The 17,577-nt window shown below is 46.3% G+C and carries 19 protein-coding genes and 1 other annotated feature; of the genes, 11 read left to right on the plus strand and 8 right to left on the minus strand.

Annotated elements, in window-relative coordinates; genetic code table 11:
• The first annotated feature begins 71 nt into the window (after window positions 1-71).
• Window positions 72-1,007 (plus strand): divergent polysaccharide deacetylase family protein, encoded by a 936-nt coding sequence (locus tag ACL9RM_RS06305; RefSeq protein WP_250268023.1) that lies wholly within the window; start codon window positions 72-74, stop codon window positions 1,005-1,007.
• Here the strand turns inward: ACL9RM_RS06305 and ACL9RM_RS06310 are convergent.
• Window positions 982-1,743: an N-acetylmuramoyl-L-alanine amidase gene (locus ACL9RM_RS06310; protein WP_250268024.1), complete on the minus strand. Its 762-nt coding sequence runs from the start codon at window positions 1,741-1,743 to the stop codon at window positions 982-984. The two genes, ACL9RM_RS06305 and ACL9RM_RS06310, sit on opposite strands and share 26 nt — an antisense overlap.
• 290 nt (window positions 1,744-2,033) lie before the next feature.
• Between ACL9RM_RS06310 and ACL9RM_RS06315 the strand changes: the two genes are divergently transcribed.
• Window positions 2,034-2,225, plus strand: coding sequence for a YqzE family protein (locus ACL9RM_RS06315; protein WP_029516735.1), 192 nt, complete (start codon window positions 2,034-2,036; stop codon window positions 2,223-2,225).
• A gap of 96 nt (window positions 2,226-2,321) precedes the next feature.
• Here the strand turns inward: ACL9RM_RS06315 and ACL9RM_RS06320 are convergent, their stop codons facing one another.
• From ACL9RM_RS06320 to ACL9RM_RS06340, 5 genes are all read right to left on the minus strand, one after another.
• Complete coding sequence (locus ACL9RM_RS06320) at window positions 2,322-3,377, minus strand: hypothetical protein (protein ID WP_250268025.1); 1,056 nt, start codon at window positions 3,375-3,377, stop codon at window positions 2,322-2,324.
• Window positions 3,374-3,577 carry a hypothetical protein gene (locus ACL9RM_RS06325; RefSeq protein ID WP_069291643.1) on the minus strand — a complete coding sequence of 68 codons (204 nt, stop codon included), beginning with the start codon at window positions 3,575-3,577 and terminating at the stop codon, window positions 3,374-3,376. The genes ACL9RM_RS06320 and ACL9RM_RS06325 overlap by 4 nt, the downstream gene beginning before the upstream one ends.
• A gap of 58 nt (window positions 3,578-3,635) precedes the next feature.
• Window positions 3,636-4,586, minus strand: a complete 951-nt coding sequence (locus ACL9RM_RS06330; protein WP_061828581.1) for a YqhG family protein — start codon at window positions 4,584-4,586, stop codon at window positions 3,636-3,638.
• Between the two features lies 1 nt (window position 4,587).
• Entirely contained in the window at window positions 4,588-6,402 is a 1,815-nt protein-coding gene (locus tag ACL9RM_RS06335) for a DEAD/DEAH box helicase (protein WP_069291644.1), read from the minus strand.
• Between the two features lie 137 nt (window positions 6,403-6,539).
• Window positions 6,540-7,379, minus strand: a complete 840-nt coding sequence (locus ACL9RM_RS06340) for a helix-turn-helix transcriptional regulator (RefSeq protein ID WP_103047982.1) — start codon at window positions 7,377-7,379, stop codon at window positions 6,540-6,542.
• A 163-nt stretch (window positions 7,380-7,542) separates the two neighbouring features.
• Between ACL9RM_RS06340 and fabF the strand changes: the two genes are divergently transcribed.
• The 4 genes from fabF to ACL9RM_RS06360 all read left to right on the plus strand — a co-directional run bounded on the left by fabF (window position 7,543) and on the right by ACL9RM_RS06360 (window position 11,250).
• Window positions 7,543-8,781 (plus strand): beta-ketoacyl-ACP synthase II, encoded by a 1,239-nt coding sequence (fabF, locus tag ACL9RM_RS06345; RefSeq protein WP_061828578.1) that lies wholly within the window; start codon window positions 7,543-7,545, stop codon window positions 8,779-8,781.
• 141 nt (window positions 8,782-8,922) lie between these two features.
• Window positions 8,923-9,429 carry a GNAT family N-acetyltransferase gene (locus ACL9RM_RS06350; protein WP_061828577.1) on the plus strand — a complete coding sequence of 169 codons (507 nt, stop codon included), beginning with the start codon at window positions 8,923-8,925 and terminating at the stop codon, window positions 9,427-9,429.
• Between the two features lie 20 nt (window positions 9,430-9,449).
• Entirely contained in the window at window positions 9,450-10,403 is a 954-nt protein-coding gene (locus ACL9RM_RS06355) for a helix-turn-helix transcriptional regulator (RefSeq protein WP_061828692.1), read from the plus strand.
• A 106-nt stretch (window positions 10,404-10,509) separates the two neighbouring features.
• The gene (locus tag ACL9RM_RS06360; protein WP_250268026.1) at window positions 10,510-11,250 is read left to right on the plus strand and encodes a zinc ribbon domain-containing protein; all 741 of its coding nucleotides are present in this window, start codon (window positions 10,510-10,512) and stop codon (window positions 11,248-11,250) included.
• A gap of 84 nt (window positions 11,251-11,334) precedes the next feature.
• On the opposite strand, the gene ACL9RM_RS06365 is transcribed toward ACL9RM_RS06360, so the two are convergent.
• Window positions 11,335-12,570 (minus strand): MFS transporter, encoded by a 1,236-nt coding sequence (locus ACL9RM_RS06365; protein WP_250268027.1) that lies wholly within the window; start codon window positions 12,568-12,570, stop codon window positions 11,335-11,337.
• Between the two features lie 195 nt (window positions 12,571-12,765).
• Here ACL9RM_RS06365 and ACL9RM_RS06370 point away from each other — a divergent pair, with 195 nt between their 5' ends.
• The 4 genes from ACL9RM_RS06370 (at window position 12,766) to ACL9RM_RS06385 (ending at window position 15,094) form a co-directional block, all read left to right on the plus strand.
• On the plus strand, window positions 12,766-13,347 hold the full coding sequence (locus ACL9RM_RS06370) for a TetR/AcrR family transcriptional regulator (RefSeq protein WP_069291646.1): 582 nt from the start codon (window positions 12,766-12,768) through the stop codon (window positions 13,345-13,347).
• Window positions 13,348-13,439: 92 nt separating this feature from the next.
• A complete protein-coding gene (locus ACL9RM_RS06375) occupies window positions 13,440-14,159 on the plus strand; it encodes an SDR family NAD(P)-dependent oxidoreductase (protein WP_420488432.1) in 720 nt (239 codons plus the stop codon).
• Between the two features lie 53 nt (window positions 14,160-14,212).
• Window positions 14,213-14,521: a macro domain-containing protein gene (locus ACL9RM_RS06380; RefSeq protein ID WP_250268028.1), complete on the plus strand. Its 309-nt coding sequence runs from the start codon at window positions 14,213-14,215 to the stop codon at window positions 14,519-14,521.
• Between the two features lie 12 nt (window positions 14,522-14,533).
• Complete coding sequence (locus ACL9RM_RS06385) at window positions 14,534-15,094, plus strand: GrpB family protein (RefSeq protein ID WP_250268029.1); 561 nt, start codon at window positions 14,534-14,536, stop codon at window positions 15,092-15,094.
• Window positions 15,095-15,270: 176 nt separating this feature from the next.
• Here ACL9RM_RS06385 and ACL9RM_RS06390 read toward each other — a convergent pair whose 3' ends face one another.
• Window positions 15,271-16,455 carry an aminotransferase class I/II-fold pyridoxal phosphate-dependent enzyme gene (locus ACL9RM_RS06390; protein WP_414126226.1) on the minus strand — a complete coding sequence of 395 codons (1,185 nt, stop codon included), beginning with the start codon at window positions 16,453-16,455 and terminating at the stop codon, window positions 15,271-15,273.
• A gap of 42 nt (window positions 16,456-16,497) precedes the next feature.
• Window positions 16,498-16,736 (minus strand) — a binding site (T-box leader).
• Between the two features lie 189 nt (window positions 16,737-16,925).
• On the opposite strand from ACL9RM_RS06390, the gene ACL9RM_RS06395 reads away from it, so the two are divergent.
• Window positions 16,926-17,534, plus strand: coding sequence for a DUF1349 domain-containing protein (locus tag ACL9RM_RS06395; RefSeq protein ID WP_250268031.1), 609 nt, complete (start codon window positions 16,926-16,928; stop codon window positions 17,532-17,534).
• Window positions 17,535-17,577 lie beyond the last annotated feature (43 nt).

The raw sequence follows: 17,577 nt of genomic DNA on the forward strand, positions 1-17,577 counted from the left end.
GGATCTGCCTTATACATATTTAGACGACGTTACTCACACAATGAAGGGACAGAGAAGGAGGCTGACCCGCAATGAGTACACGACGGAAGCTGCACATGAGAAATATAATAAAAAAGGCTTTAAAGGAATCTCGCGCTCGGAAAGAGCCAGCTTATGTACCTGTATTCCATTCAAGCTCCAAAATGCGAAAAACCGTAGTACTCTGTATTTCGGTATGCATGTTATTCATGGTCTGTAGTACTGGTGTTGCAGAAGCAATAGACAAACAGGACGATCCGCAAAAGATGGTTGCTGTCATTATTGACGATCTGGGAAACCATATGAAAGGAACTGAGCGAATTTTAAATTTACCCGTTAAGATTACCGTTGCTGTGATGCCCTTCCTGCCTACAACCAAGCAGGACGCTATGGAAGCGCATAAGCGCGGTCATGATGTCATCGTCCATCTTCCAATGGAGCCAAAGCAAGGGAAGCCCCAATGGCTTGGGCCTGGGGCAATTAAGGCTAATATGACGGATGAAGAAGTACGTGCGAAGGTGACAGCAGCCATTAAGGATGTTCCTTTTGCGATAGGGGTGAACAACCACATGGGTTCCAAGGTCACTTCGGATAAGCGCATTATGTCCATTGTTCTTGATGTTTGTAAGGAGCATGGACTATTTTTTGTCGATAGCCGTACTAATTATCGGTCAGTGGTCCCTGAGCTTGCCGCTAAAAAGGGAATGCCACCAGTACGAAATGATGTTTTTCTGGATGATGTCCATAACCTCGCCCATGTGAATCGGCAACTTACAAAAGTGGTTGAATGGCTGGATAAGCACAACACCTGCGTAACGATTGGGCACGTCGGCGTGTCTGGTATGTACACATCCTCCGCTCTTCATTCGTCGGTTCCCAAACTAAAGGAGCACGCCAAATTTGTGGGTATTAGCGATTTGGTACGAGCTGTATGGGGATGGACGGGAGACCCAGCAACCAACACTACCATGCCGTCAGATGCGCAATAATGCCTTCGGCAATAGCTTCGGCAATGCTTTTTTGACCACGATCCTCGGAAAGCATAGCTCTGTCCTGTTCGTTACTGATAAATCCGGTTTCAACAATTACAGCGGGTTGCCGGATTTTATTCAAAAGATAAAAGGGTTTTCCGTACACTGTTTTTCTATTCATGCAAAATAAGCGGTTTAATGAATGCTGAATCCGTTCAGCTAACAGATAGCTGCTGCCTTCATCCTGATACAGTACAATGGGTCCTCGTTTTTCGGCACTTTTGCTCCAATTGACATGCAGGCTTACAACCAAAGCGGTGGGCAGTTGTTCTGTTAGGCTTTTACGTTGGGCGAGGTCTTTAAGGTGCCGGGATTTGGACTGCAGCCAACGGTTGTCGTCACTCAGTGCGTAGTCCTTGTCCCGATTCAGGACAGCAGGATATCCCTGGGAGCGTAAAATCAAGTACAGCTTTTGAGCAATGGCGAGATTGATATCTTTTTCCAAAATTCCTTTGTGACTTGTTCCACCATCCACACCGCCATGGCCTACATCAATCAGGACAACGGGCTTAGCAAAAGCGTGATAGGACGAATGTACGTTGGATGGACTATCTATATACTTGTTTGGTTCGTTACTTTTCTCGTCGGGCTGAGCAGCTATATAGGTAAATGGGGCGAATACAGCACTGCAAAGGATGCATAGACTGAACCCCAAGCATGTCAGCCATATTTTGTTTAACCTTTTTTTCCTCACATTCTATTCCCCCAGTGGACGAATTGATTATTTACTGAAAAACCATGCATAACAGGCATCAAACCTAAAGCAGCGTAGCTGCCTTCAAATATGGCAATTAGCCTTGGGGTAACTGTTATGTTGAAGATAGTATGTTCCATTTAAGGGAAACCATGCATAGTTATTCCCACAGGGGTTAGACCTTTTGGAAAATGAGCAAGCTAGTTTTATCTGCACCTAACGTGTGAATCCGATATTTCCAAGCAACGTAATTGGAAACAATAGGTGCAGATTGGAGGAGGTCATGGAGGATGGCGAAGAGTGACGAACTGGTGACGTATATTACGCAGCGGATTGTTCGCTATATGGAAACGCCGCGTGATGTTCGGCGCAGTCAAAAACAAGCCAGAGAGCCGTGGGGGAGCAAATGGTTTGGCATGTTGCCTCTCGCTCTGAAAATGTGGATGAAATCCACACGCAGAGGGCGAAGGGAGCGACATTAAACTCGCCAAAGAGACCACAAGAGGCATAGGGTATGCCATTTGAGGTCTCTTTTTATGTTGTAGGGATCATTCCGATCTTTTCGTGTTTCTTAATAACTAGGAGTCCAAACGATAAAATTCGCCAGCTGACAATAACTGTTTTAATGGTACAAATCGGGAAAGTCCATGATGGTAGGTTAACGCATATAAATTGGGTTGGGACGGATGATCTGGGGATATCCAGGACTGATACCCACTAATGGATAAGGGACCTCCAAAGGCAAAATTGATACCTGTGGCAGAAAATATAATACGCGGTGAAATACTCAGTGTATCCATAAATTGGGCTGTGTTACGGACAGAAAGTTTTTGCTTGGGTTGAAGCCAACCCAGATCGTCATAGGGATCGAAAGGAGCAGACGAGACCGTAACTGTTTGCGCCTGTGTTTTCAAAAAGGGTACAGATGAAGAGAATACGTTGTTTTGGAGCTTATGTTTCCAACTCCCATCTGCCACTTCTACAGGTAACGGATCGCCAGTTACAGCATCAATACATATTTCGCTGCCTGTAGAGGAACGCACCAGCCAGTAGGCTAGTAGCGGTTCCTCATACATAGGTGTGATTTGCAGCTTGTCGATAGATGAAAGATCGGTTTCTGTGAGCGACACCAGAGATTGGCGAAGTATATCCATACTATAAGGTCCACCCGGACCATTCCCATATTCGTTGAGTTGATATACGCCGTTTGAGTCTGATCCGATAATCAGGTAGCCGATGTATTCTCCCGCATGGTTTACTTGAACAAGCCAACTATGGGTTCCAGGTCCGAGCGGATGATAGCTAAGCTCAGCATCTTTCCACGAGACAAAAGGGGGCTGCGACGATAGGGATTGTACCATGTTGTCTGCAGTCTGTTTTACGTCTGCGGGCACGCCTTGCTCCTCAGTAGGAAAACTTGCTGAAACGTCACCCGGGGAAGGAGTAGCAGGACTCGTGGAGTTCAATGGAGCAACCCGCGAGCTTTCATTGTAGAGAGACACCAAGTTTAAATTGTTGCCTTGTGCGACTGAGGGAGCCGCATGAATGGAAGCGAACGGACAGACTGCGGACAGGCCGATCAGAACAGCTGCGATCATACCTATGGTATAGTGCCCGGAATGATTCTTCTTCAATGAAATCCACCTTTCTGTCGGCTTGATTGCCCGACGGAGGCATTCTTTTTATACAGCATACAGCCTGTCCGATAAAAAGACTGCTGCACCTTGTCGGCGCAAATGTCGTATCCAGGTTCGCTTTTTGCTGTCGATACATAGGAGACATGTTTAACCAAACTTGTGGTTACAGCAGCGGAAACTGGTGTAGGCTGAAGCAAGATGTTACAAGCTGACGATACCTCTGCAACTCTCCTGCGAAGGAGCAAGAGATATCGGTTACCGCAGATGAAATATCCCGCAGTTAATGGCGGATACGAGTACCTTGGGCTCATACTGCCATACCATTTCTTTACGGCGGGCTTGATGCTGCTCTGATATGGCTTCTTTTTTATCCTCTTCCTCTTTCTGTTCCTTGATTAGATCATCGTAGTAGTGGTCAATAACCTCCAATTCCTCGCGCAATCGTTCCTTCGCCTGCTCAGCCCAATCATAATCTTGCTGACGGAGCTGTTCGGTGAGGTAGCTTTCAAGCGAGCTAGAAGCTTCAGGGACAGATAGCTCGGCAGGCTGCACATGCATATTACCCGCCAGCAGCGGGCTGAGCTGCCGAGTTTCGAGCATGGCGCCAAAATCGGTTACAATGGTGCCGCTTTTAAGCGAAATACCTAGCCACTGAAGTTCCTCACGCTTCAAATCGCAGGCGAATTCAATCTTATAGCAGATGCTGAGCCAAGCTTCATAGACTACGGGAGAGCGGGCAGACAGCTGACGGGCATCAGGTTGCTCAAACAAATAAACATATTTCCCTCCATCTCGTGCGGCTTCAAAAATTTGATGTAGCCGACGGCTTCCATATCGAAGCTCCTCCTGCAAAATACGTCCAGGTCCCAATTGTGGTAATGTCGGTACATGACCGAAATAACGCCCCATGACCTGATCTTGTGCTGCGTTGCCTGATGCTGGAGTTGGTGGCGTATGATCCGCTAAACGTTCCTGTTCTGTACGATAGGCTTCCCCATCAAAGATGAAAGTGAAGGACATCGTCTGCGCTGGAACGCCAGTACGCTCTACGTATCCCCAATAGTAGGGGCGGTTTGTTAAGGCTTTATCCGCTTCTGGAGAAAGCTTGACGGTTACATGATGAGGCGACCTCTCAATGACACTGCATCCGGTAGCTTCCAGATAGGTGTGTACAAAACGCTGGACTTGCTGTGCATTCATGGTCAAACTAGCGACCTCCCTTCACACTGCGTCGAGCTTTGCCCGGAGGAACCGTATTGCCTGCTAGGCCTAATAAATCCTCTGTGTTTGGCTGGTCTGTGCGCAGTTGTTCCATTTCCTGCTTGATGGAATCCAGCGAGTGGCCCAGCTTTTGCATTTTTTTGCGAATTTCATCATCGCTACTGGATTCAAGCATGATTTTATACAGACTTTTTTCAATGGATTCTTTTTTCTCAAATTTCTCAAGAATAACGTCCAATCCGCCAATGACCATCTCAAACATATTTATCTTTTCATGCAGCAGATGCAGGATATGCTCCTCAATCGTTCCGGTTGTGGACAAGTTGAAAATATTAACATCATGCGTCTGTCCAAGCCGATGTACCCGTCCGATCCGCTGCTCCACACGCATGGGATTCCACGGTAAATCGAAGTTAATCATATGGTGACAAAATTGCAGGTTAATGCCTTCACCACCCGCTTCGGTGGCAATCATGACCTGAATGCGCCCACGGAACAGATCCATCATCCAATCCTTGCGTCCACGGTTCATACCGCCTCGGTAAGGAACAGCAGATAGGCCACGGTCACGGAAATAGTTCAGCAAATACTCCTGTGTGGCTCGGTATTCTGTAAAAATGATCACTTTTTCGTTCATCTGACGGATAAGCTCGAGCGCTTTTTCTGCTTTGGAATTAGCCTTGATCGCTTTAATATGTGCAACCAAATCCCAGACACGATCGCGTAGGGGAGAGTCTGGGGCCATTTTTTTAGACAAATTGACCAGCGTCACGAACACAGCGTCCCGGCTGCTGCACACTTCCCGTTGAAGGGTGACGAGAGACAGCATGCTACTTAAATTTCCGCCATTCGCCTGGTATTGCTCTTTGACAAAAGAGGTCACCCCATCGTACAACGCTTGCTCTTCCGGCGAAAGTTCCAAGTGAATGTTGGAAACATTTCGTTTGGTGAATTGAACCGGGCCTTCTCCGCGACGATTGCGGATCATGACTTTAGATAGCTCATCCTTGAGCTGATCTTCATTTTTGGGCAGACGTTTATCTACAACAAAGTTGGCTGAAAAATCGCCATGTCTTCCCAATTGACCAGGCTTGAGCAGTGTAATCAGGTTAAACAGCTCAGACAGATCGTTTTGTACAGGTGTTGCTGTCAGGAGCAAACAATATTTTTTACGCAGCTTCATAATGAACTGGTAGTTGGATGTCTTTTTATTTTTCAGCTTATGAGCCTCGTCTATAATGAGCAGGTCATAATCGGTATCTAGTAGGATGTTACTATGGGGCTCCCGCTTGGCGGTATCCATAGAGGCCACGACGACCTCGGAAGACCAAGAATACGCTTTTTTCTGGGCGACAGCGGGAATACCGAATTTGCTGTTCAGCTCACGCACCCATTGTAGGACCAGAGATGCGGGTACAAGAATAAGCACTTTGGAAGCCAGGCCGCGAACCAGATATTCCTTTAGGATCATTCCAGCTTCGATTGTTTTGCCTAGGCCGACTTCATCGGCAAGAATGGCACGTCCGGACATTTGAAATAGTACCTTTCGAGCGGTATCCAGCTGATGGGGTAGTGGAGTGAGGTCTTGCAAATGCTGTAGACATTGAAGCTCATCAAAGCTCGGTACCAGTTTGACTTTTTCAGCCTCAATGGCCAGCTGATACAGATTCCAATCTCCCCAAGGGCCACCTTTGCGCAGCCGCTGGTCCAGCTCATCCTGCCAGCTTCGATCAAATTGCACCGGAACAGGCAGTGGCGCTTGATTAGGTATGTGCGGGGAACTTGTCGATTTGGCTTTCATGATGATTCCCTCCCTCCTGGTAGTAGCACAGTTGAAGCTCTTGGTTCTGTCACATATATGTGGCATCTATTTAGCACAGATCGTAGATGTAGTATGGACGGAAAAAGATATCTTCATAACAGGAGGGATGAAATCGTTTAGCTGCCTTCCATTAACTTTTGGAGTTTACTTTCCGTAGAGGTCTGCGCATTAGGGGTGTAGATGCTGCAACGGAGATCAACACTGCCCTGTACCTGAAGAGAAGTCAGGTCAAATAGCATTTTGCCAGCCTTGGCATGACGAAATTCAATGAGCACCTCCGGCGCGGAGCTTACTTCACTCTGATTCCAAAGCTCGTTAAACTCTGGGTAGGTCTGACTCATATTTTGTATAAATTGTGCATACCAGGGGTCTGTTACGTATTGTCCGTAATAAGCGCGGAAAATTGCAAGGAACCCCTTTACAAAGTGTTCCCAATTCACGGCTAGACTTTTAAACTCCTTTTTGGTGAATAGCAGTTCAATCATATTGCGTTGCTCATGTGGTAGCTCGGCAAAATCCATAAAAACATGAGCAGCAGCGGCGTTCCAGCCGACAATATGACAACGCCGATCTGAAATAATAGCAGGGCAGTAGTGTAGCTCTTGTACGATCTTTTGCAGAGAGGGGGAAATGACGGCCTGCTCTGCAGGAACAGGAAGGCTGTGAGACCCGGCCTCGATCGCCAAATCATACAAATATTTGCGCTCGTCTGTGTTCAACTGCAATGCGGCAGCAATAGCATCCAACACAGAGGCGGACACCTTAATATCTCGTCCTTGCTCCAGCCAGGTATACCAGGTCGTACTGACACCTGCCAGCTGAGCGACTTCTTCTCTACGCAAGCCTGGTGTTCTGCGACGTGATCCTTGGGGGAGACCGACCATATGTGGGTGTAGGCGGGCCCTTTTTGTTTTTAGAAAAACAGATAGTGCTTCCAGACGTGCTTCCGTTTTCATAGGTATTTTCTCTCCATTCAATGGGTATATCCGAAGTGAGCAAATAAGGCGTTTACTATAGTAGTGTTCATTATACCAGGATAAACAAACACTTGTAATAGGATAAGACAAGGGTAAAATGAGGATTATAAGTAAGTCACCGAGCAGGAGGAATGAATAGCTTATGCAAAGAGTAGTGATAACAGGTATGGGTGTCGTTTCCCCAATAGGTAATGAAGTGGACACGTTGTGGAAGAATTTGCTGGAAGGCAATTCAGGTATACGTAAAATTGATACATTCGATGTGTCCGATTTGAAAGCACAAATTGCTGGACTGGTACAGGATTTTGATGCAGAAAAGCAATGGGGACGTAAAGATGCTAGACGAATGGATCGGTTTACTCAGTTTGCATTATATGCGGCAGAACAAGCGCTTAAGGATTCCGGTCTGGAACTGGATCACACCGATTTGGAGCGTGTAGGTGTCTATGTGGGATCGGGAGTCGGCGGTTTGGATACGTTGGTGAACAATGTAGATGTTCTGCTACATCGTGGACCGGGTAGAGTTAGCCCGACGCTGGTACCCATGATGATCTCGAATATGGCAGCTGCTCAAATTAGTATCGCGTTTGGAGCGATGGGACCTACGCTTTCACCCGTGACGGCTTGCTCTATTGGAAATACAGCAATTGGAGAGGCGTTTCGGACGATTCGCACAGGAGATGCGGATGTCATTTTTGCTGGTGGAACTGAAGCGGCGGTGACTAGATTGGCCTTGGCAAGCTTCGCTAATGCGACTGCCTTGTCCACACGTAACGAGGAGCCTTCTATAGCAAGTCGACCTTTTGATCAGGATCGAGACGGCTTTGTCATGAGCGAAGGTGCAGGTATTCTGGTACTGGAGTCACTGGAGCACGCTATCCGCCGTGGTGCGGAAATCTATGGTGAGGTCATCGGTTATGGAGCCAGTTCGGATGCTTATCACATGGTTGCACCGCATCCCGAAGGAACCGGAGCTTACTTGGCTATGAAAGCAGCCCTTCATTCGGCCCGCATCTCCCCTGAAGAAGTGGACGTGATTAGCGCCCACGCAACGAGTACGTCTGTCGGGGATGCCGCTGAGACCCTTGCAATCCATAAGCTGTTTGGTGATTATGCCTATCAGATTCCGGTTACTGCGAATAAGTCCATGCTGGGTCATATGCTGGGAGCTGCGGGCGGGGTCGAAGCGATTGCGCTTGTGCAAAGCCTACGGGAAGGCATCATTCCACCAACGATGCATCTGGACAATCCGGACCCGGTTTGCGATTTGGATTATGTGCCTCACGAAGCGCGCAAGGCTCCACTAAATATTGGGCTATCTAACTCTTTCGGTTTCGGTGGTCATAATGCGGTCATTGTGCTGAAGCGCTACGAGTCATAATTTGTAAGGAGTTATTGAAACCTCAGGCATTCTATCCGGCTGGATAGAGCACCTGAGGTTATTTTAATCGAAGAATAACAGATTCATTTTAGATAAGAGATAGAGTAAGATGAAGGAAAACATTTGGAGGGACGGGAAGCCATGGTTTTAATCAGAAACATACAACCAGCAGACGCTGAGGCTTATTGGAATTTGAGACTGGAAGCCCTACAAATGAACCCCGAAGCTTTTGGAACCTCCTATGAGGAAGCCGCACTAGTTCCGCTATCTGATGTGGTGAAGCAGATACAAAATAAACGAGATCATTACATACTTGGTGCATTTACAAAGGATCACCAGCTGGTTGGCATGACCGGGTTTAGAAGAGAACAGAAAATAAAGACGCAGCATAAGGGAGCAATTTGGGGAGTTTATGTACCATCGACCTATCGAGGCCAGGGGATCGCTAAAAAACTTTTATTGGAAGTTATCAGCCAAGGTAGAAAAGTGGAAGGTTTGAAGCAAATCAACCTGAGTGTGGTGACTACCAATCAAGCTGCTGTTGAGCTGTATAGGAAATTGGGATTTGAAACCTATGGTATAGAAAAGAATGCTTTGGAATATCACGGTCAGGGATACGATGAGGAGTTCATGGCTTATTTTTATTAATGACGAAAGGTTTTGAAAAAATGAAAATTGACCGATTGCTTTCTATCGTCATTTTGCTGCTAAAGAAAAATAGAATACAAGCGAAGGAACTGGCTGATTTATATGAGGTTTCGATCCGGACGATCTATAGAGATATTGAAGCGATTAGTATGGCAGGTATTCCGGTGGTCACTTATCAGGGAGCCAACGGGGGAATCGGTCTGATGGAAGGATACCGCCTGGATCGCAGTATGCTGACGGATCATGATATAAAGGATATCGTGATGGGTTTGCAGAGTTTGTCCTCGTCGTTGGGCGGCCCGAATGTGTCGCGGTTACTTCATAAATTTGAAAGTATTATACCGGAATCTGGGAAAGAGCAATTTAGTGTCCATACCACACAGTTTATCGTCGATCATTCGGGATGGGGAAATCGGGCTGCGCAGGAAGGCAAATTGATAAAGGTAAAAGAAGCAATGAGCCAAGCGCGCACTGTCGCCTTTACCTATCGAAATGCGGGGGGAGCCATAACGGAACGGAATGTTGAACCGCATACGCTCGTTCTGAAAGGACAACAATGGTTTGTATATGCATATTGTCCCGATAGGGAGCAGTTTCGTCTATTCAAACTCTCGCGCATGAGTGACCCTGTGGTTACAGAGACAGTTTTTGCTCGCAGGGATCTTTCTTATGAAGTGTTGCCGTGGAATGAGGGGCGGATGGAGGTATCCAGAGCCGTACAACCATTTACGCTACAATTTAACCGTGACTCAAGGCATCTGGCGGAGGACTGGTTTGGCGTAGAAGCATTGACCGAGCAGGAGGAAGGGATCTATACGGTTTCGGTCCCGTTTCCTGAGGATGCATGGGCGTACGGATTTATTTTAAGCCTGGGACCGGATGTGGTTGTCAAAGAACCAGCCCATTTGCGTGACAAGATTCATAAGATGGCGCTGCGTATTGCGTCTAATTATGAAGAAGTTCAGGAATCATAAAGGAAATCTTAGTTAAAGTAAAACAAACCTGACCCATAGTTGTCAGGTTTGTTTCGTTATACTTGTGGCATACCTGATATCAGTTAGCGAAAGGGGATTTACGAGGATGGATAAAGCTTGTCAAAGTTGCGGGATGCCGCTAGAGCATGAGGACCAATATGGAACGGATGCACAACATCATAAAACGGATGAGTATTGCAAGTATTGTTACAAGGAAGGCGAATTTGTACAGCCTGAATTGACGATGGAGGGAATGATTCAGCAGTCTGTGCCTTTCCTGGTAGAGGAGGGGATGCAGGAAGAAGAAGCGACTTCGATGCTGCGCAATTACCTGCCGTTTTTGAAACGATGGCGGTCCTCAGAGGATACGGGGCTTACACTGGATGGACCCATTCGGGAAGAATATCGAGGTGAGATCCGTTTGATTGGGTTGAAAGCACGTACAAGTAATCAGAATGAACAAACATCTCACGGGATCATTCCAAACATGTGGGAACGTTTTTGGAGTGAGGACGTGCCTGGTCGGATAAAGGAAAAAGCAGGACATGCTTCTGTCTATGGTTGCTATACTGACTATGAAAATGGAGCTTTGGGCGAGTATACGTTTTTTATCGGGAAGGAAGCGGCTGTAGATTTCCAAACTCCTGATGACCTTGAAGAACTTGCCATTCCGGCTGCACGCTACGCCATTTTTCAGGCAACTCAGGAACTCTCTTCTGTCTTCCGTGTATGGCAGACGATCTGGGAGTGGGCTGCCACGGGACAAGGGGAGCGGACATACACAGGTGATTTTGAAGTGTATGGCAGTCCTGATGAACCTGTTTTGATTTATATTGCAATCAAGTGATGATTTTGTTGTGACAGAAGAGAACCGCCGGTCATTGTCGTGAACCCGGCGGTTTTTCTGATTCAATCAATAGCAGTCTCCCCTTCAAGTTGAACGTCGAGTTAAAGCCCAAAAGATGAGAGCCAGAGCACTGACACCAGTTCCTAATAGACACACCCCGTTCCATCCGGCATAGATGTACATATGAGTGGAAGCGATGGCCCCGGTGGCGCTACCAATGGAATAAAATATCATGTAGCCTGCAGTAAGTCGGCTCCGTGCCTCAGGGCGCACATTGAAAATCAAGCTTTGGTTGGTGACATGTACAGCCTGTACCGCCAAGTCCAAAAGAATGACGCCAAGAACTAAAGCGAACAGAGAATGCTCGGTGTAGCGGATAGGTAACCAGGACAGCAGCAACACAACTAGTGCGATACCCGTCGTCCGTTGTCCCAAGCCCTGATCGGCAAGACGCCCTGCTCGTGCTGCTGCTAATGCCCCGGCGACTCCAGCCAGACCAAAGGCCCCGATAGCAGTATGTGAAAGAGACAATGGGGGTGCACTGAGAGGTAACACAAGCGAAGTCCACAATATGCTGAACGCCGTAAAAATAAGCAATGCAAGGACAGCACGAATGCGCAGAATTCGTTCTTGCAAAAATAGTACGATAACCGATCGGAGCAGCTGCGCATAGGAAAGTGTCAAACTTGTGGGTTCGTTCTTTGGCAACACCCGCAACAGAGCTCCAGCCATAAACAGCGTAAGTATGGCAGAAATAAGGTAAACTGAACGCCAGCCTGCCAGATCAGTTAATACACCGGCCACGGTTCGTGCCAGCAGAATGCCGATAACGACTCCACTGGTCACCAGACCTACGATACGCCCACGTTCAGTCGGATTAGCCAAGGTAGAGGCGAAAGCCACGAGTGTTTGAGTGACTACAGCCAGCAGACCAACCATTGCCATTCCCATAAGCAGTATTGTACGGGTAGGAGCAAAGCTAACCACGATTAGTGCCAGCACGGATAGCAGCATTTGCCCTGTAATCAGTCGCCGTCGATTCAAAAGATCGCCAAGCGGGACGAGCAGCAATAATCCCAACGCATAACAAATTTGCGTGATAGTAATGACCATGCCTACCGATGAGTGCGTAATGCCAAATTCGTTTGCCAGCGCATCCAGCAATGGCTGTGCATAGTAAATGTTAGCGACAGCCAGCCCGCAGGCTATGGCAAACAAGAGTGCCACAGATCGGGACAGGGAGGGAATGGGGGCTGTTTCGGTAGCATTTGCTACCGTTTGATGAGGGAGGAGTACCGTTTTTTCTTCTGACGTCTTCATTTTCACATACCACGTCGCTTTCTGTAATTTACATACCGTTGAGTATAATATACTGATTGGTATGTAATGAATTTAGGTCAATATAACTTGTGTATATATGAAATGTCAAGAGTGCATCATGTACATATTTGACAGTTTCTTATCGTGATCATACAATCTTAATATACTGAACGATATGAAAAAAAGGAGCTGCTTATGGTTCGACCACGGGAATTTGATGAAGATCAAGCGTTGGATGCAGCGATGCGAATTTTTTGGGAAAAGGGATTCGAGGCTACATCTTTAAGTGATTTAACCTCCAAAATGGGAATTCAGCGCCCTAGCATTTACGCTGCCTTTGGAGACAAGAAGCAATTATTCGAAGCCGCGCTGCGCAAATATACGCAATCCCACGCTGCTTATGTACGCTCTAGACTACAAAGCAATTCTTCTGTAAAAGAAGCGTTTTACAATTTTTTTGGAGGAGTCGTGGCAGAAGAGTACGAGGATGGGCCTAATAGAGGATGCTTTTGTATTAATACGATGGTAGAATTAGCCCCTCATGATGAGAAATTTGAGATTTTAACCAGAGAACATCAGATGTATCTTTCTGCCGTCTTTCAGGAAACCCTCGAGCGTGGTATAAGATCAGGAGAGCTGGAGGCTAGCATGGACGCACGAGCTCTGGCCCATACGATGGTCTCTTTGTTAATTGGGATTACCGTAATGATGAAGTCGCGCCCAGAGCGTTCTTTTGTGGATCATTCGGTTGCGACTGCACTTATGTTACTGAAGTAAGTTTCTTTCATATAGCTGATAGTACTTGAGAGAGGTATTTTGAGTAAAACTATATACCGAACGAGAGAGGGGTTTCTTCATTGCTTAATAAAATGAAAGTTATTATAACAGGAGCTGCTTCCGGCATTGGAAAGGAAATTACTCAGCAATGTCTAAGGGAAGGCGCAAGTGTTATTGCGTGTGATATGAATAAACGTTCTTTAAACGAACTTGAGGCTGAACTGAATTCACCAAGTTTGTACACCTATCTGATAGATATAAGTAACTATACGGAAGTAACTGATTTTTTTACATACATTAAGGGAGAACACCCGGACATAACAGCTTTAGTCAATAATGCAGGTGTTTATAGAGGAAAGAATATACTCGACTATGGTATGGAAGAAATAGAGAAGGTGCTGGACATAAATATTAAGGGATGTGTATATTTCTCGCAATTTTTTGGAAAGTTCATGATTGAGAAGAAGCATCAGGGAATTATCGTAAATATGTCTTCTGTTTCTGGAATGGAAGGAAGCTCAGATGCGATCTATGGATTATCAAAAGCTGCAATATTGGGCTTTACTAAAAGCTGTGCCATGAATTTTTCACCTTATATAAGAGTTAATGCTGTGGCACCAACGATGGTAAGTACTCCAATGATGGATCATATTCCTGATTGGAGAAAGGAGGAATATACAAATCATCAGCTAATTCCTGAGCCTTTAAAAGCAGAAGATGTTGCTTATACTGTCCTGTTTCTGCTATCGAAAAGATCCAGGCATTATACGGGAGCGACCTTTGATATTAATAATGGGTGTTATCTAAGATGATTTTTTACGAGAGGAGGAGGATTAATGAATACCCAAATTGAACTTAGATAAACGTGAATGTTGTTCATACCGTTGGTCCTGTGTGGAATGGTGGCGACCATCAAGAAGAGGAGCTATTGGCGAAATACTACCAGAATACACTCCAATTGGCTTTGCAACTGAATGCACGAAGCATTGTCTTTCCGAATATCAGCACTGGTATCTACCGTTTCCCGAAAGAAAAGGCGGCGGATATTGCTATACAGGAAGTGACACGTTTTGTACAGGAACATGCTGGTTTGAATGAAATTATTTTTGTTTGTTTTGATGCGGAAAACGCTCAGTTATACAGTCGTAAGCTGCAATGCATGAGTAGAAATTAGGGGGGATCATGAATGCATGAGGAGCAAAACCAGGAACATTGGCCGGTGTGGGCTACGGAGCCTGTAAAAATAGTGAATCCTGATCCTGCCTGGTCAGAGCAGGGCTTAAAGATCATTTACCAGTTGCGGGAGTTATTACTGCCGTTTAAGGTGACGGAAATCGAACATATAGGAAGCACGGCAATTCCCAATCTTTCCGCTAAGCCCATTATTGACATAATGGCAAAATTAGAATCTTGGGATCAACTGGAACAGATCGTGTCTGCTCTACAACCAGCAGGCTGGAACTATGTTCCGCCTGAATTGGACGGTCGGGAATGGAGAAGATTTTTGGTTAAAGTGGAACAGGATCAAAGAAAGGGACATCTGCATCTCATACTGAAATCTGATGAGCATTGGGATCGGCAGCTGTTGTTTCGGAACCGACTTCGTGAACAGCCTGAGCTGATTCAGCAATATGATGTATTAAAAAGGCGGCTGGCGATGGAAAATCAGCATGATCGTGAGGTGTACACGGAGGCCAAGACTGATTTTGTGCAAAACGTTCTGAATACCGGACATCCTAAAGATTAGAATGTCCGGACTCCCGGGTGCTTTCCGACCAAGCGCCGAAATCTCCAACATTTGTTATTGCCGTGTAGGGGAACGGCCAAAAGGCTTGCCAGCACACCAGAAAAAGCTTATTCAGAAGCTGCTACGGTAGTGTTTATCCAGTGTTCATATTCATTTTATGATAGGAAAAATCGCATTTATAGACGTCTCAAGAATGCGCTAATGCGTTCCAAAGCCATTTCCAACTGTTCTCGCGATGACGCATATGAGCAGCGGATAAAGCCCTCGCCGCCTGGGCCAAATGCGGAACCAGGTACAGTAATGACTCCTTCTTCTTCCAGCAACCGCTTGGCAAACTGCTCTGAGCTTAACCCTGTGTGCATAATGGAGGGAAAAGCATAGAAGGCACCATTTGGTTCGTGACATGGCAGCCCTGTCTGACATAGGCCTTCAACGAACCATTTTCTACGCAGATTGTAAGATTCCATCATACGATCTTTTTCCTCCAGCCCGTTACGCAGGGATTCAATAGCGGCAATTTGCCCGATAATAGGAGCGCACATGGCGGTATATTGATGAATCTTCAGCATAGCTGAAATCAACTCTCTTGGGCCGCACACATAGCCGACCCTCCAGCCTGTCATCGCAAATGCTTTGGAAAAGCCGCTGATGAGCAGGGTACGCTCTTTCATTCCCGGCAGAGAAGCGAAGCTTACATGCTTCTGTCCATAGGTCAGTTCAGCATATATTTCGTCTGATATAACGACAAGATTATGCTCCTCAACCAGGCGGGCAATCGGCAACCAATCCTCATAGGTCATCACCCCACCCGTCGGATTATTCGGATAACAGAGAATAAGCACTTTGGATCGTGGAGTCAGCTTGGCTTGGAGTGCCTCAGCTGTTAGCTTGAACTGCTGATCCGCAGAGGTTTCAACGGTTACGGTATGTCCTCCGTTCAGAAACGTGATGGGCGAATACGAAATATAACATGGAGCCGGAATGAGTATTTCATCGTGTGTGGTGATCAGGGCGCGTAGTGCCAAATCCAGCGCTTCACTGCTTCCAATGGTAACCATGATTTCATCTGTCGGGTTGTAGGATGTGCTGAAGCTGCTCTCCAGATACCCGGCAATCTCCTCACGAAGCTCGGGAAGTCCAGCATTCGGTGTGTATGATGTTTTACCATTTTCCAGTGCTGTGATACAGGCCTTTCTGACATGTTGAGGGGTTACAAAGTCAGGTTCACCGACACCAAGCGATACAATATCTTTTCGGCCTGCACTATATTCAAAAAACTTACGGATGCCTGAAGGTGGCATTTCCCGTACAGCTGGAGTCAAAAAATCGGTTATAGATACTGCTGTCGATACATTTGTCATGATGATTTCCTCCTTTTTGAAAAACAAAAAAACCCGCCCCTGTAAAGGGACGAGTTTATACCCGTGTTACCACCCTAGTTTCATTCCATACGAAATGACACTCTGTTCACGTATCCATCAATACGTGTTCCGGTTAACGCTGGAAAGGCGGCAGAGCTTACTTCAGGTTCAGCCCGCTTCTCAGAGATGGCGTTCGGCTACCCTCGGAATGTTGGCTTTCACCTGCCCCAACTCTCTGCAAATCCGCTGTATAGCTTACTCGTTCTCGTCATTGAAATTTGTTACCGTATCAAGTTAGGTGTAATTATAAGCACAACATTTCAGGATGGCAAGTCTTTTTTTTATAAACTTTAAAGACACATTATCATTATTGACGACTGGAAAATAACGTATATAGTGGTATCAAGGGGATTGTGCCCCAGATTTCAATGTGTTATATGACTATATTGCCAGAGAGGAATGGTATCCATATGAACGTATTTGAACGCTTTAGCGGTAAAGTATTGCCGGCGGATTGGAGTTGGATCAATGAGCCGGCTGAATGGAGATTCGATGATTCCAAGTCTTTGCAAATTTCTGCACCTTCGCAGGCGGATTTCTTTAGAGATCCGTCTGGCGCAACGGTAAAATCGTCCGCACCCTTTTTGCATACAACGCTTCAAGGTGATTTTACAATATGGACGAGGGTTTGTGTTGATATGAAGCAGCCTTATGATTCAGGATGCTTGATGATGATGGCGGATGATACCCACTGGGCTAAGCTGTGTTTTGAATATTTTGAAAGCACTCCATCTATTCTTAGTGTGGTCACTCGGGATACATCCGATGATTGTGTCTCTGGGGCGATGGACGTGTCCAATCCGTATTTACGAGTGGCACGAGCTGGAAATTGCTTTGCATTTCATTATTCATCAGACGGTCAGCATTGGAGGCTGGCGAGATATTTTGGTATGAATGTTCCTAACCAGCTCAAAGTCGGAGTTGTTGCTCAATCTCCGGTGGGGGAGGGCTGTGCTGTTACCTTTGATGCCTTGACGATAACAACCCATGTATCCGAGGACATACGAAAGGTGGAGTAAATAGACAAAGGCCCTCTCTAAATATGAAAGCGTTATAAAATAG

It is taken from the genome of Paenibacillus sp. S29 (assembly GCF_049319765.1).
In the GTDB taxonomy this organism is placed as follows: Bacteria; Bacillota; Bacilli; order Paenibacillales; family Paenibacillaceae; genus Paenibacillus; species Paenibacillus polymyxa_B.